The organism is Sphingobium cyanobacteriorum (genome assembly GCF_030580935.1).
Lineage (GTDB): Bacteria > Pseudomonadota > Alphaproteobacteria > Sphingomonadales > Sphingomonadaceae > Sphingobium > Sphingobium cyanobacteriorum.
In genome coordinates this window covers 214,996-230,239 of record NZ_JAUQOM010000005.1, presented here as the reverse complement: position 1 = coordinate 230,239, position 15,244 = coordinate 214,996, and the positions used below count along the sequence as shown (strand labels likewise).

The window sequence follows — 15,244 nt, the reverse complement described above, 5'->3', positions numbered from 1 at the left end:
TGCCCCCCGGCGGAAGCCGCCATGTTTCGCTTTAGTTTCGCGGGCGCTTTCCCTATATGCTCGCCATGAGCGAAGAACCCGTCAACACCCCCAACAGCAACGAATATGGCGCAGACAGCATCAAGGTGCTCAAGGGCCTCGACGCCGTGCGCAAGCGCCCCGGCATGTATATCGGCGACACCGACGATGGATCGGGCCTGCACCACATGGTGTTCGAGGTCAGCGACAACGCCATCGACGAGGCGCTGGCCGGCCATTGCGACAAGATCGTCATCACGCTGAACCCCGACGGTTCGGTCAGCGTCGAGGATAATGGTCGCGGCATCCCGACCGGCATCCATACCGAAGAAGGCGTGTCGGCGGCCGAGGTCATCATGACCCAGCTTCACGCGGGCGGGAAGTTCGAGAATACCAGCGACGACAATGCCTATAAGGTGTCGGGCGGCCTGCACGGCGTGGGCGTGTCCGTGGTGAACGCGCTGTCCGAATGGCTCGACCTCAACATCTGGCGCGACGGCAAGGAACATTATATGCGCTTCGCCTTTGGCGATGCGACCGCGCCGCTCAAGGTGATCGGCGACGCGCCAGAGGGCAAGAAGGGAACGCGTGTCACCTTCCTGGCCAGCATGGAAAAGACGCCGGGCGACGGCGCGACCTTCAAGAACCACACCGAATATGATTTCGAGAAGCTGGAACATCGCTATCGCGAGCTGGCTTTCCTCAACAGCGGCGTGCGCCTGTTCCTGGTCGATGCGCGGCATGAGGAAAAGAAGGAGATCGAACTGTTCTACGAAGGCGGAATCGCCGCGTTCGTAAAATATCTCGACCGCAACAAGACGGCGATGATGCCGGAGCCGATCGCGATTTCGGGCACCCGCGACGATGTGACTATCGATGTCGCACTGGAATGGAACGACAGCTATTATGAAAATGTGCTGTGTTTCACGAACAACATTCCGCAGCGCGACGGCGGCACCCATCTGGCCGCGTTCCGCGCGGCGCTGACCCGCACGCTCAACAATTATGCGGAAAAGTCCGGCGCGCTGAAGAAGGAAAAAGTGTCGCTGACCGGCGAGGACATGCGCGAGGGCCTGACCGCCATCGTGTCGGTCAAGCTGCCCGATCCCAAATTTTCGTCCCAGACCAAGGACAAGCTGGTGTCGTCCGAAGTGCGCCAGCCGCTTGAAAGCCTGATGGCCGACAAGATGGCCGAGTGGCTGGAAGAAAATCCGGCCCATGGCAAGATGATCGTCCAGAAGGTGATCGACGCCGCCGCCGCCCGTGAAGCGGCCAAGAAGGCGCGCGAACTGACCCGGCGCAAGGGCGTGCTCGACATCGCCTCCCTCCCCGGCAAGCTGGCCGACTGCCAGGAGCGCGACCCTGCCAAGTCCGAACTGTTCCTGGTCGAAGGCGATTCGGCGGGCGGTTCGGCCAAGCAGGGCCGCAACCGGCACAATCAGGCGATCCTGCCCTTGAAAGGCAAGATTTTGAACGTCGAGCGCGCGCGTTTCGACAAGATGCTGTCCTCCAAGGAGGTCGGCACGCTGATCCAGGCGATGGGCACCGGCATCCGCGACGATTTCAACATCGAGAAGCTGCGTTACCACAAGATCGTCATCATGACCGACGCGGATGTCGACGGCGCGCATATCCGCACGCTGCTGCTGACCTTCTTCTATCGGCAGATGCCCGCCATTATCGAGGGCGGCCATCTCTATATCGCCCAGCCGCCACTCTATAAGGCGACACGGGGCCGGTCCGAAGTTTACCTCAAGAACGAAGCCGCGCTGGAGCAATATCTGGTCGACAACGGCGTCGAATCGATGGCGCTGGAAACCGGCAAGGGACCGCGCACCGGCGAGGATCTGCGCAGCCTGATCGAACATGCACGGCGGATGCGCGCGGTAATGCGCTATGTGCCGCGCCGCTATAATCCCGCAATCATCGAGGCGCTCAGCCTCAATGGCGCGCTCGATCCCGAACTGGACATGGCCACGCAGGCGCAGCGGCTGGCCGCGACCGTCGCCTGGATGGGCGCACAGGATGCCGAAGGGCGCTGGACCGGCAGCGTCGCCGAAGAGGGCGGCTTCCATTTCCAGCGGCTGTGGCGCGGCGTGACCGATCATCATGTGATCGAGGGCGGCTTCATCGGATCGGCCGAAGCACGCAAGCTGCACATGATCGCGGCAGAGGATGCGGGCAGCTACCTGACCCCCAGCCGGCTGATCACGGTCAAGGCGCTGGCCGCCGAGGCGCAGGACGACGACCTGCCCCCGGTGCCAACCAAGGGCGCGCCCGTCACCCGGCCCAGCGAATTGCTGGAAGCGATTCTGGCCGCCGGGCGCAAGGGGCTGGCGATCCAGCGCTACAAGGGGCTGGGCGAAATGAACGCGGAACAGCTTTGGGAAACCACGCTGGACCCGGACAATCGCTCGATGCTGCGGGTCGAGGTGGAGCAGGCGGACGTGGCCGACGAAATCTTCACCCGCCTGATGGGCGATGTGGTCGAGCCGCGGCGCGAGTTCATCCAGGACAATGCGCTGAACGTCGCCAATCTGGACGTGTAATCCGATGGAGCGGGTCCGTTGCGGTTGGGCCGGGACCGACCCGCTTTATTGCGCCTATCATGACGCGGAATGGGGCGTGCCGGAGCGCGATTCGCGGATGCTGTGGGAAATGCTGATGCTGGAGGGGTTTCAGGCGGGCCTGTCCTGGATCACCATCTTGCGCAAGCGCGAGGCGTTTCGCGCCGCCTTTGCCGGGTTCGATCCCGACCGCGTGGCTGCCTTCACCGATGCGGATGTCGAGCGGCTGATGGGCGACCCCGGCATCGTCCGGGCGCGGGCGAAGATCGTTGCGACCATCGCAGGCGCGCGCCTCTTCTGCGCGATGCGCGAGAAGGGCGAGGATTTCGCCGCTTATTGCTGGTCCTTCGTCGATGGCGTGCCGTTGCAGGGCGACGGCGTCACGGTGCCGGCGCAAACCGCGCTGTCGGCGGCGATCTCGAAGGATTTGAAGGCGCGCGGGTTCAAATTTGTCGGGCCGACAATCGTTTATGCCTGGATGCAGGCAACCGGCATGGTGAACGATCATGCCGCGCATTGCTTCCGCCGGGAAGCGCTGCGGGGATGAAGCGGGCGTTGCTCCTGCTGGCGTTGCTGGCCGGCGGATGCGGCGGGGATAAGGCCCCGGTTGCCAATCAGGCTGAGCCTGCGTCCAGCGAAACGGTGGCACCGCCGATCGACAACCGGGCGGGAAACAGCATCGAACCGGGAGAAAGCGTTTCGCGGTCCGTGGCGGTTCCGTCCAAGCCCTTGGTTTCACGTGAAACATCGGCGCATCCAAAGCCGTCCCCCGGCGATCGCGCGCCCGACTATCGCGCGATCGGCACCGAACCATTCTGGGCAGTGACCATGCGCGGATCGACCGCGACACTGGAACGACCGGGCACCGCGTCCTTGCGTTTCGTCATCACCGACAAGGACAGTGACGACACAGCCATCCGCTATACGGGCGACGGGTTCACCATGACCCTGACACAGGGACCGTGCAGCGACGGGATGAGCGACGCTGTCTGGTCCGATCGGGTTGCGATCGCTTTCGGGGAAGGCACGCTGAAAGGCTGTGGCGGGACACGCGATAACGGCGCTGGTCCCGTTTACTAGAGTCGGATGCCATGAGGTTTACCCGCTCCGTCATCGCGCTCTAATCGGCGCGCATCGCCTCCGCCACCAGCGCTTCGGCCTCCATCAGCAGCGCGTCCTCGGCAGCGGTCTGCGCGACATGTTCGCGCCCGATCAGGATCAGCACCGGGACGGCGAGCGGGCTGACCCGGTCGAGCGTCACATGCAGCATCGTCGTCGCGGCGCGATCGATCAGGTCGCCCAGCCGCCCCACATCGGTCATACGCGCCCGCGCATCGGCCCAAGCGGCTTTCAGCAGCAGATGATCGGGCTGATATTTGCGCAGCACGTCGTAGATGAGGTCGGTGGAGAATGTGACCTGCCGCCCGGTCTTGCGCTTGCCGGGATGCTGCCGCTCGATCAGGCCGGAAATGACTGCCACGTCGCGGAAGGCGCGCTTGAGCAGGCTTGACTGTTCGACCCAGTCGACAAATTCATGGTCGAGAATATCGGCGGAAAAGAGGCTGTGCGGATCGGTGACAGGCTTCACGCCATAGACCGCCAGCGCATAATCGTTGGACACGAAACCCAGCGGCATCAGCCCCTGGCTCTCCATCCGGCGGGTGAGCAGCATCCCCAGCGACTGGTGCGCGTTCCAGCCTTCGAAACTGTAGCAGACGAGATAATGGCGGCCTTCATGCGGGAAGGTTTCGATCAGGAGCTGGCCCGGCCGGGGCAGGGCGGAGCGCAACTTCTGCATCTCCAGCCATTCGCGCACATCGGCGGGGAAGCGGTGCCATTCCCCCGGTTCGGCCAGGAAATGCCGCACCCGGTCGGCCAGCCGGGTCGACATGGCCATGCGGGTGCCGCCCCAACTGGGAATGCGCGCCTGTTTCGACGTGGCCCGCACGGTCAGGTCGGACGTGTCCATCCGCACCACCTCCAGCGCCATGCCGGAAAAGAAGAAACTGTCGCCGGGGCGCAATTGCGCGGCAAAGCCTTCCTCCACCGTGCCGAGCTTGCGGCCATTGGCGAAACGGACGGCGAGCGCAGGCTGGTCGACGATGATGCCGGCGTTCAGGCGATGCTGCTGGATGAAGCGGGGATGCGACACGCGCCAGCGTCCGTCCGTGTCCTGGGTCAGCCGCTTGAACCGATCATAGGCGCGCAGGGCGTAGCCGCCGCCTTCGATGAAGTGCAGGACATGGTCGAACGCTTCGGCGCTCAGCCCGCTATAGGGGGTGGCGGACCGGACCTCTTCCAGCAGTTCCTCCGCCCGGAACGGCCCGGCGCAGGCCAGTCCCATGACATGCTGGGCCAGCACGTCCAGGCTGCCGGGGCGGAAATCGTCGGCGTCGCGCTCCCCCGCCTCGACCGCGTCCAGCGCCGCCCGCGCCTCCAGATATTCGAAGCGGTTGCCGGGGATCAGGATCGCCTCGCTCGCCATGTCGAGCCGGTGATTGGCGCGGCCGATGCGCTGGAGCAGGCGCGAGCTGCCCTTGGGCGCCCCCATCTGGATCACGCAATCGACATTGCCCCAGTCGACACCCAGGTCGAGCGAGGCGGTCGCCACCAGCGCGCGCAGCTTGCCCGCCGCCATCGCCGATTCCACCTTGCGCCGCGCCTCGATCGACAGGCTGCCATGGTGGATGGCGATCGGCAGATTGGCGTCATTGACGGACCAGAGTTCCTGGAAGATGAGTTCGGCCAGGCCCCGCGTGTTGCAGAAAACGAGCGTGGTCTGTCGCGCCTCGATCTCCGCCATGACCTGTTTCGCGGCATATTTGCCCGAATGGCCGGACCAGGGGACGCGGCCTTCGGGAATGAGGATGGCGACGTTCGGCGCCGCGCCGGCTTCGCCCAGCACCGGCGTTACCGTGTCGATATCGCCATCGGGCGCGAGCCAGGCGCGATAGGCATCGACATCGGCGACGGTCGCGGACAGGGCCACCCGGCGCAGCGCGGGGTTGATCGCCTGCAACCGCGCCATCGACAGGTTGAGCAGGTCGCCGCGCTTCTGCGTGGCGAAGGCGTGAACTTCATCGACGATCACGGTCCGAAGGTCCGAAAAGAGCAGGGCGGCGTCGGGATAGCTCAAGAGCAGCGACAGCGATTCGGGCGTGGTCAGCAATATCTGCGGCGGGCGCACCCGCTGCCGCGCCTTGCGATCGGACGGGGTATCGCCGGTGCGCGTCTCCACGCTGATGGGCAGGCCCATTTCCTCGATCGGGGTCAGCAGGTTGCGGCGGACATCGACCGCCAGCGCCTTCAGGGGCGAGACATAGAGGGTGTGCAGCCGATCGGTCGGATGGTCGATCAGGTCGGCCAGCGTCGGCAGGAACCCCGCCAGCGTCTTGCCCGCGCCGGTTGGCGCGACGAGCAGCGCATGTTCGCCACGTTTTGCCGCCGCCAGCATATCTATCTGATGCCGCCGGGCCCGCCAGCCTCGTGCCGCGAACCAGCTTTCGATCAGAGTGGGAAGGCAAGCGGGCATAGGGACGATGTAGGGAGCCGGAGCGTCGCTGTCACGGTCTGCGCTTTGCCATGACCTTGCAGCCATGATAGACCGGTGCATCTTCGTTCAGAACCCGCGCAACCCCGTAAGGGATCAGGCGTATAGTCGCCGCGCGGCCCAGCGCATGGAGAATCGCCATGACCCAGACAATCAGCACCCAGCCGATGCCCGACGTCTTTTTCGACTTTTGGTTCATGCCTGCTGTCTTTTGGACCCAATGGTGGGCATTTTATGCCGAGACATTGAATGTCGGCCGCTTTTGCATGTCGCATGATTTGGGCGGGCAGGACCAGGCGCCGGTCGAGGTCGAAGTAGAGGAGGGTTTGGTTGCCTGAAGCGCATCACCGAAGCCGCAGAATAATCATATAGCGGCATGAAATAATCTTACATGCCCCTCTGGCTCTTCGCTGCCGCCCTGCGTTACACTCCCGCCCATGACAGCGGCGCACCAGACGCCGCCGCACCGAGCAGGAGAAACGATATGACCGGCGAAACCGAAGCCGAGCTGACAGGGGTGGAAGTCCCTGGCAATCGCCGCCGCCCCAAGGCTCCGATCATGGAGATTGACGGCCGCAAGCTCAAGCCCGCCACCTTGATGATGGGCCATGGCTATGATCCGACCCTGTCCGAAGGATCACTCAAGCCGCCGATTTTCCTGACCTCTACCTTTGCCTTTGAAAGTGCAGCGGCGGGCAAACGCCATTTCGAAGGTGTGACCGGCATCCGCCCCGGCGGGTCTGAAGGGCTGGTCTATTCCCGGTTCAACGGTCCCAATCAGGAAATTTGCGAGGATCGCTTGTCGGTGTGGGAGGAGGCGGAGGACGCGCTGCTTTTTTCCAGCGGCATGTCGGCGATCGCCACCACATTGCTGGCGCTGGTGCAACCGGGGGATGTGATCGTCCATAGCGCGCCGCTCTATGCTGCGACCGAATCGCTAATCGGCCGGATATTGGGCAAGTTCGGGGTGCAATGGCTCGATTTCCCCGCCGGCGCGAGCGCACAAGAGATTGGTGCGGTAATCGAAAAGGCCAAAGGGCTGGGCCGCGTCGCCATGCTCTATCTGGAAAGTCCGGCCAATCCGACCAATGTGCTGGTCGATGTGGAGGCCGTGGTTGCGCAGCGCGACTTGCTGTTCACCGGTGAGGCGCACGTTCCGCCGATCGCGATCGACAACACCTTTCTGGGACCATTGTGGCTCAAGCCGCTGGCCCATGGCGCAGACCTGGTCATCTACAGCCTGACCAAATATGCTGGCGGCCATAGCGATCTGGTCGCGGGCGGGGTGCTGGGGTCCAATGCGCTGATCACCACCATAAGGCTGATGCGCAACACGATCGGCACGATCCTTGATCCGCATAGCGCCTGGATGCTGCTGCGGTCGCTGGAGACGCTGGAATTGCGGATGAGCCGGGCGGGCGAGAATGCGCAGAAGGTCTGCACCTGGCTCAAAGACCAGCCACAGGTCGAAAAGATCGTCTATCTCGGCTTCCCCGAAACCGAGCGGCAGGCGGATATCTACCGCCGCCACTGTAGCGGCGCGGGATCGACCTTTTCGCTCTATCTGAAAGGGGGCGAGGCGGAAGCGTTCGCCTTCCTTGATGCGCTCAAGATCGCCAAGCTCGCGGTCAGCCTGGGCGGGACCGAGACGCTGGCCAGCCATCCTGCCGCCATGACCCACTTGTCGGTGCCGGCCGAGCGCAAGAACGCTCTGGGGATTGGCGACAATATGGTCCGCATCTCGATCGGGTGCGAGGATGCCGACGATCTGATCGCTGATTTCGCTCAGGCGCTGCGGCAGATCGGCTAAAGCCATGGCGCGTCCCCTCTTGTTGGTGGGCCAGCCATTGCTGGCCCCGCTGCTGCCGCTGCTGCGCGTGGATCATGACGTCATCGCCCTGTGGGACGGGCCAGGCCCGGATGCACTGGCGGCCGTCGACGCGCTGATATGGGCGGGCGAGTTTCCGCTGGAGCGCGCGTTGATGGACGCGATGCCGCGGCTGACGCTCATCGCCTGCTTCACGGTGGGCTATGATGGCGTCGACCTGGCGCTGGCCCGCGCGCGCGGCATCGCCGTCGCCCATGGCGGCGCGGCCAATGCGGAGGATGTCGCCGACCATGCGATCGGCCTGATGATCGCACACCAGCGCTGGATCGTGGGGGGCGACCGTCATCTGCGGGGCGGCGGCTGGACGATCGAGGCCAAGACGCGGACCCGGTCGATGGCCAGTGCGCGGCTGGGCATCGTCGGGATGGGCGCGATCGGCATCGCCATCGCCGAACGGGCAGCAGTGATGAAGATGCCGATCGGCTGGTGGGGACCGCGCGAGAAGCCGGGATTGCACTGGCCACGCGCGGAGTCGCTGGCGGCCCTGGCGCGGGACAGTGACATATTGCTGGTGGCTTGCCGCGCGAACGAGGCGAATCGGGGCATGATATCTGCCGCGATCATCGACGCGCTGGGACCGGACGGATTGCTGGTCAATGTCGCGCGCGGCCAGTTGGTGGACGAGGCCGCGCTGATCGACGCGCTCAAGGCCGGGCGTCTGGGCGGCGCGGCAATCGACGTGTTCGATCCCGAACCGACCGATCCGGCGCGCTGGGCCGATGTGCCCAATTGCGTGCTGACGCCCCATACCGGCGGCGCGACCGAGGAAGCGGTGGGTCGCATGGCGGCGATGTTGCAGGCCAATTTGCAGGCACATTTCAGCGGCGCACCACTGCCATCGCCGGTGCCGGAGCTGGCATAGGATGGATGCGTGCGCGCTGATGCGGCGCCGTAGAGAGGCTGTTTCAAGGGGCGGGACGAGACAGGCACACAGGCGCGCTGCATATCGGAGCGCGCCTGATTGCCGCCCACGCCTTCCCAGGCGCAAGCGAACCGCGACGATCAAGCCGTCAACGCATCAGAATTTGAAGATGGTGCCCAGATAGACGGCCTGGCTGTCCTGCCGTTCGTCGGTCATCGGGGTCAAGCGGCCGGCCAGACTGTTATTATAGCGCACGCCCGCCGTGACGTTCAGGTTGCGCGTCAGCGAATAGGAACTGGCCAGATCCAGCGAATAATCCTTGTCCGCGGACGGATTGCGCACGGTCGCCGTGGCGCCGGGGTCGCGCCGTGTTTCCAGCAACACCTTGGTGCTGAAGCGGTCTTTGCGGCCTTCATCCAGCGCAAAATTCTTCGCGTCGACCATGGTTTCGACCGGCACCGGGTCCAGCGCCTTGCGGCCGACGGCATCAGGCAGGGCAAATTTGCGCCAGTTATGCGCACCGTTCAGGCTGAAGGCGACAGGCTTGATATCCACCGGCGTCGGCGCGCCGATCAGGCGATCATTGCTGGCACGGACCATGATGGTGATCGAGCGCTGGCCGCTCAGCGACCCGCTGGTCGGCGTGAAACGGAAACCCTGGCTGCCTGCCCGCGCCGCGACCCTGGCATAGGCCGCTGCAAGCTGCGGGTCCTTGATCGTCGGGGTGAAGGAAGAGATGCTGCCCAGCGCACCCAAGGACACGGGCGCTTCCGTGCGCAACCGAACGAAATCGGTTGCCGCGCCAATGGCCGGAGACAACATGAAGCCGGTCACGGCTGTCGCCGCACTTGCCCATGCCATATATCCCCTGCTCACACGCATGATCCCGACTCTATCCCCGCACACATATATTTGATCAACGCATTACACCCATAAAGCCGCCACTGGCTAGGGGCCGAACGCCTTTTTGTCGAAGCTGTTGCATCGAACACACAGGATTCATCGCCCCGTCGATCGTCCGCCCGTCGCGTCCCCCATCCGCGCCCCCTTGCCCCACGCGGCACGACCACTATAGAAGCGGGCAGTTTCTCGTTTTTCCCAGCTAGGACATGCCCTGATGGTCCGCCTTCCCGCCTCCCTTTCGTCCGGCCTGCTGCTGGCCGCCCTCCTGCCGCTTGCGGCCTGCGGCGGCGGTTCCAAGGAGCGGCCCAAGGCGGATATTGCCGCATCGAAAGTGACGACGATCGGCGTCAACGCCTATCTGTGGCGCGCTTCGCTCGATACCCTGTCCTTCATGCCGATGGTGCAGACCGATTCGAACGGCGGCGTCATCGTCACAGACTGGTATGCCAATCCCAACAGCCCCAATGAGCGGATGAAGCTGACCGTGTCGATCCTGGACCAGGATCTGCGGGCCGACGCGGTGCGCGTCGCCGCCAGCCGCCAGGTCAACCAGGGCGGCCAGTGGGTCGATGCCCCGGTCGCCGCCGCGACGGTGCAGAAGCTGGAGGAGATCATCCTCACCAAGGCGCGCGACCTGCGCCGCTCGGCGATCGGCTGAGCCACTTAACGTGTAGCGGGCGTTGCTGACGCCTGTTTTTACCGGAATCGGGGCTGGGCTTGGAAAGGCCCAGCCCGCTCGCATTTGTAAGGACATGACATGCAAAGGCGTTTCAACCCGCTGGAGGCCGACGCCCGCTGGCAGGCGACCTGGGACGAACGGCAGAGTTTCAGGGCGGACGACGCCTCGACCAAGCCGCGCAGTTACGTGCTGGAGATGTTCCCCTATCCGTCGGGGCGCATCCATATCGGCCATGTCCGCAATTACTCGATGGGCGACGTGCTGGCGCGTTTCCGCCGCATGACGGGCCATGAAGTGCTGCACCCGATGGGCTGGGACGCCTTCGGGATGCCGGCCGAAAATGCGGCGATGGAAAAGAAGGTCCATCCCGGCGCCTGGACCCGCGACAATATCGCCAACATGCGCGCGCAGCTCAAGAAACTGGGCTTTGCGATCGACTGGTCCAGGGAATTCGCCACCTGCGAGCCGGACTATTATGGCCATGAACAGGCGCTGTTCCTGGACATGCTGGAAGCGGGGCTGGTCTATCGCAAGGAGTCGGCGGTCAACTGGGATCCGGTCGACATGACCGTGCTGGCCAACGAACAGGTGATCGACGGGCGCGGCTGGCGGTCGGGCGCGCTGGTGGAAAAGCGCAAGCTGTCCCAGTGGTTCCTCAAGATCACCCAGTTCGCCGATGATCTGGTGGCAGGGCTGGGCACGCTGGACCAGTGGCCCGACAAGGTGAAGCTGATGCAGGAAAACTGGATCGGCAAGTCGGTCGGCCTGCAATTTCATTTTGAGCCGGTCGCGCCGTTCGACAGCCGGATCGAGGTCTATTCGACCCGGCCCGACACGATTTTCGGGGCGAGCTTCGTCGCGATCGCGGCCGACCATCCGATCGCGCAGGCGGTGGCGGCGACCAACCCCGACGCGGTCGCCTTCATCGAGAAGTGCAAGGCCGGCGGCACCACGGCGGCCGAACTGGAAACAGCCGAAAAGCTGGGCTTCGACACCGGCCTCAGCGTCGCGCATCCCTTCGATCCCGACTGGCACCTGCCTGTGTTCATCGCCAATTTCGTGCTGATGGACTATGGCACCGGCGCGGTCATGGGCGTGCCCGCGCATGATCAGCGCGACCTCGACTTCGCGCGCAAATATATGCTGCCGGTGGAGCGCGTCGTCGCGCCCGAAGGCGAAGCCGACACGCCGATCCATGCCGAAGCCTATACCGGCCCCGGCGTACTGGTGAACTCGCGATTCCTGGACGGCATGAGCGTGGACGCAGCCAAGGCGGCGGTCATCGCTCGCGCCGAATCCGAAGGCTGGGGCGCGGGCAAGACCGTGTTCCGCCTGCGCGACTGGGGCGTATCGCGCCAGCGTTACTGGGGCACGCCGATCCCGGTCATTCATTGCGATAGCTGCGGCCCGGTGGGCGTGCCCAAGGACCAGTTGCCGGTCGTATTGCCCGATGACGTGACCTTCGACATTCCCGGCAATCCGCTCGACCGCCATCCGACCTGGAAGCATGTCGACTGCCCAAGCTGCGGCAAGCCGGCGGTGCGCGAGACCGACACGCTCGACACCTTCGCGGATTCGAGCTGGTATTTCATCCGCTTCGCCAGCCAGCCCAAGGACAAGCCGTTCGATCGCGCCACGGTCGAACAATGGCTGCCGGTCGGCCAATATATCGGCGGCGTGGAACATGCGATCCTGCATTTGCTCTATGCGCGCTTCTGGACCCGCGCGCTCCAGCATATGGGGCAACTGGGCTTTGCCGAGCCGTTCACCGGCTTGTTCACCCAGGGCATGGTGACGCATGAAACCTATAGCCGCGAGCAGGGCGAGGGGCTGCCGCCGGTCTATTTCGCCCCCGGCGAGATCGACCGGACATCGGACGGCGCGACGCTGATCGCGGACAAGGCGCCGGTCGAGGTCGGCCGGGTCATCAAAATGTCCAAGTCCAAGAAGAATGTCGTCGATCCCGACGATATCATCGCCCAATATGGCGCGGATGCGGTGCGCTGGTTCATGCTGTCCGACAGCCCGCCGGAGCGCGACCTGCCCTGGACCGAAGCGGGAATCGAAGGATCGTGGCGCTTCGTCAACCGGGTCTGGCGGCTGTTCGGCGACTATGACGCTGCTGCCGAGGGGCAGGACAAGGCGCTGGACCGCAAGCTGCACCAGACCGTCGATGGCGTCGCCAGGGATATCGAGGCGCTAGGCTTCAACAAGGCGGTCGCCAAAATCTACGAACTGGTCAATGCGATCGAAAAGGCCAAGCCCTCCGCGTCGCGCAGCGCCGCAATCCGGGGCCTTGCGCTGCTGGTCGCGCCGATGACCCCGCATCTGGCCGAAGAGGGATGGGCCGAGATGGGCCAGCCCGGCCTGATCGCCGATGCCGCCTGGCCGCCGGTCGATCCCGCGCTGCTGGTGGACGATGAAGTCACCATCGCCTGCCAGGTGATGGGCAAGCTGCGCGACACCATCACCGTGCCCAAGGGGACGGCGAAGGACGAGCTGGAGAAGCTGGCGCTGGCTGCGCCCAATGTCGTGCGCACGCTGGACGGGGCTAGCCCCAAAAAGATCATCGTGGTGCCCGATCGTCTGGTCAATCTGGTGATCTGATGCCTGAACATGCGCCTGCCCCCGCAGGAGCATGTTCAACTTTGCGCCGACAATGCTAAGGTCCGATCCATGAAGCGCATCCTCCCCCTCATCGCTCTTGCTTTCCTCTCCGCCTGCGGGTTGCGGCCGGTCTATGGCGGGGGTGGGCATGGCGCCGTGAGCCAGGCGCTGGGCAATGTCGAGATCGCGCCGATCGAGGGCAAGGCCGGCTGGCTGGTGGGCAATGCGCTCAAGGACCGGCTCGCCGCGATGCAGGGTGGCAGCGGCCCGCGTTACAGGCTGGTGGTGAAGCTGGACGACAATATCAGCGGCTTTGGCCTGCGCGCCGACGCCGCCATCACCCGCGAACGCCGCACGCTGCGCGCCCGCTATCAACTGGTCGATCAGGCCACCGGCGCCCAGATATTGGACGACACCGCCGGGTCGGACGCGGGCATCGACGTGGTATCGAGCGAATATGCCACCATCGCGGCCGAGGACACGGCGCTGGAACGGCTGTCGCAGACGGTGGCGGACCAGATCGTCACCCGGCTCGCCCTGTTCTCGCGCAAGGCGGCCAATCCTTGAAGGCCAGCCGCGGCCAGATCGAAAAGGCGCTCGACGCGCCGCCTGCGGATGTCCGCTTCTTCCTGCTCTACGGTCCCGACGAAGCAAGCAGCCAGGCGCTGGCCAAGCGGCTGGAACGGGCGATGGGACCACAGGCCGAACGGATCGACCTGGACGGCCCGACGCTGAAGGACGACCCTGCCCGCCTGTCGGACGAGGCGGCGTCCTTTTCCATGTTCGGCGACCGGCGCTGGGTCCGCATCAGCGGCCTCGCGGAGGATTCGGTTCCGGCGCTGACCGCCCTGCTGGAGGGCGAGGTCGCCGGCAATCCGGTGCTTGCCGTCGCCGGCGCGCTCAAATCCACGTCCAAATTGCTCAAGCTGGCGCTGGACCACAAGGCGGCACTGGCCTTCATCTCCTACCAGCCCGACGCGCGGGAGGCCGAGCAGATCGCGATCGGCATCGCCCGCGAAGGCGGCCTGCGCCTGCCGACCGAACTGGCGCGCCGGATCGTGGCGCTGGCCAATGGCGACCGGGCGCTGATGGCGGGCGAGATCGAAAAGCTGATCCTCTATCTCGACGCTGCGCCCGACCGGCCGTGCGAGGCAAGCGCGGAGGCCCTGGATGCGCTGTCCGCCGACAATCCCGACACCGAAGTCGCGCCGCTGGTCAATGCGGTGCTGGGCGGCGACCTGAAGGCCATGCACCAGGAACTGGTCGGCCTGAGCGAAACCGGCGCGACCATGGCTTCGGTCATCCGTCCGCTGTTGAACCGCGCCATGCTGATCGCCACCATCCGCGACGCCTTCGACGCCAGCGGCCGGCTGGAGGCGGCGGTGGAATCGGCGGGCAAGGCAGTGTTCTGGAAGGAAAAGGGGCTGGTGTCGCGCCAGGTGCGGACATGGGACGCGCCCGGCATCGCGCGGGTCATCCAGCGCTTGCTGGAGGCCGAGCGCGCCACCCGGTCCGGCCGGGGCACCGGCGACCTGCTGGTGCGGCACGAATTGCTCGCCATCACCCGGCAAGCCGCGCGCGAGCGGGCTTGATAGCGCCGCCGGGCAGACCCATATTGCGGCCATGGATAAGCTGAACCTGACCGACGCGGAATGGCGGACACGCCTGTCCCCCGAACAATATCATGTGCTGCGGGAGGCGGGGACCGAACGCGCCTTTACCGGCAAATATAATGGCAACAAGGCCGACGGCGTCTATTATTGCGCCGGTTGTGGGGCCGAACTGTTCGACGCGCAGGAAAAATATGACAGCGGATCGGGCTGGCCCAGCTTCACCGCGCCGGTCGATATCGATGCGGTAGAGGAGATTCGCGACGCCAGCCATGGCATGATCCGCACCGAAGTGCGCTGCGCAACGTGCGAGGGGCATCTGGGCCATGTCTTTCCCGATGGGCCGGGGGTCAATGGCCTGCGCTACTGCATGAACAGCGCCAGCCTGGACTTCAAGCCGCGCGACGACGCCGAATAGGCTTCGCGTCGTCCGCTGCTGCATGGCGATTCCGCATCGCCTGCATCAGGGCTGCATGACTGCTGCACAGCGGCCGTTCATCCCCGGTAAAGCGCCGATCCGCATGGACGGCGTGACGGTCTTTTCCGCGCCGGTTGCATGA

General features: G+C 64.9%; 13 protein-coding genes. 11 read left to right on the top strand and 2 right to left on the bottom strand.

The annotated features are described in order from the left end of the window. Window positions 1–65 precede the first annotated feature (65 nt). The 3 genes from gyrB to Q4610_RS12425 are packed head-to-tail and all read left to right on the top strand — an operon-like array spanning window position 66 to window position 3,665. Window positions 66–2,567 carry a DNA topoisomerase (ATP-hydrolyzing) subunit B gene (gene gyrB, locus Q4610_RS12435; RefSeq protein WP_304536265.1) on the top strand — a complete coding sequence of 834 codons (2,502 nt, stop codon included), beginning with the start codon at window positions 66–68 and terminating at the stop codon, window positions 2,565–2,567. 4 nt (window positions 2,568–2,571) lie between these two features. Continuing rightward, on the top strand, window positions 2,572–3,132 hold the full coding sequence (locus Q4610_RS12430) for a DNA-3-methyladenine glycosylase I (RefSeq protein ID WP_304536264.1): 561 nt from the start codon (window positions 2,572–2,574) through the stop codon (window positions 3,130–3,132). Next, window positions 3,129–3,665, top strand: coding sequence for a COG3650 family protein (locus Q4610_RS12425; protein ID WP_304536263.1), 537 nt, complete (start codon window positions 3,129–3,131; stop codon window positions 3,663–3,665). The genes Q4610_RS12430 and Q4610_RS12425 overlap by 4 nt, the downstream gene beginning before the upstream one ends. A 40-nt stretch (window positions 3,666–3,705) precedes the next feature. Here the strand turns inward: Q4610_RS12425 and Q4610_RS12420 are convergent, their stop codons facing one another. Continuing rightward, entirely contained in the window at window positions 3,706–6,117 is a 2,412-nt protein-coding gene (locus Q4610_RS12420) for a ligase-associated DNA damage response DEXH box helicase (RefSeq protein WP_304536262.1), read from the bottom strand. Between the two features lie 158 nt (window positions 6,118–6,275). On the opposite strand from Q4610_RS12420, the gene Q4610_RS12415 reads away from it, so the two are divergent. From Q4610_RS12415 to Q4610_RS12405, 3 genes are all read left to right on the top strand, one after another. Beyond that, window positions 6,276–6,473 (top strand): hypothetical protein, encoded by a 198-nt coding sequence (locus Q4610_RS12415; protein WP_304536261.1) that lies wholly within the window; start codon window positions 6,276–6,278, stop codon window positions 6,471–6,473. A gap of 146 nt (window positions 6,474–6,619) precedes the next feature. Next, window positions 6,620–7,945, top strand: coding sequence for a cystathionine gamma-synthase family protein (locus Q4610_RS12410; protein WP_304536260.1), 1,326 nt, complete (start codon window positions 6,620–6,622; stop codon window positions 7,943–7,945). 4 nt (window positions 7,946–7,949) lie between these two features. Further along, the gene (locus tag Q4610_RS12405) at window positions 7,950–8,885 is read left to right on the top strand and encodes a 2-hydroxyacid dehydrogenase (RefSeq protein ID WP_304536259.1); all 936 of its coding nucleotides are present in this window, start codon (window positions 7,950–7,952) and stop codon (window positions 8,883–8,885) included. 156 nt (window positions 8,886–9,041) lie between these two features. Here the strand turns inward: Q4610_RS12405 and Q4610_RS12400 are convergent, their stop codons facing one another. Beyond that, window positions 9,042–9,767 carry a hypothetical protein gene (locus tag Q4610_RS12400; protein ID WP_304536258.1) on the bottom strand — a complete coding sequence of 242 codons (726 nt, stop codon included), beginning with the start codon at window positions 9,765–9,767 and terminating at the stop codon, window positions 9,042–9,044. A gap of 232 nt (window positions 9,768–9,999) precedes the next feature. On the opposite strand from Q4610_RS12400, the gene Q4610_RS12395 reads away from it, so the two are divergent. The 5 genes from Q4610_RS12395 (at window position 10,000) to msrB (ending at window position 15,102) form a co-directional block, all read left to right on the top strand. Then, window positions 10,000–10,446: a DUF3576 domain-containing protein gene (locus tag Q4610_RS12395; RefSeq protein WP_304536298.1), complete on the top strand. Its 447-nt coding sequence runs from the start codon at window positions 10,000–10,002 to the stop codon at window positions 10,444–10,446. Window positions 10,447–10,545: 99 nt separating this feature from the next. Continuing rightward, window positions 10,546–13,074: a leucine--tRNA ligase gene (leuS, locus tag Q4610_RS12390; RefSeq protein WP_304536257.1), complete on the top strand. Its 2,529-nt coding sequence runs from the start codon at window positions 10,546–10,548 to the stop codon at window positions 13,072–13,074. A gap of 69 nt (window positions 13,075–13,143) precedes the next feature. After that, complete coding sequence (lptE, locus tag Q4610_RS12385; RefSeq protein ID WP_304536256.1) at window positions 13,144–13,641, top strand: LPS assembly lipoprotein LptE; 498 nt, start codon at window positions 13,144–13,146, stop codon at window positions 13,639–13,641. Further along, entirely contained in the window at window positions 13,638–14,666 is a 1,029-nt protein-coding gene (holA, locus tag Q4610_RS12380; RefSeq protein ID WP_304536255.1) for a DNA polymerase III subunit delta, read from the top strand. The genes lptE and holA overlap by 4 nt, the downstream gene beginning before the upstream one ends. A gap of 31 nt (window positions 14,667–14,697) precedes the next feature. Beyond that, entirely contained in the window at window positions 14,698–15,102 is a 405-nt protein-coding gene (gene msrB / locus Q4610_RS12375; RefSeq protein WP_304536254.1) for a peptide-methionine (R)-S-oxide reductase MsrB, read from the top strand. Window positions 15,103–15,244 lie beyond the last annotated feature (142 nt).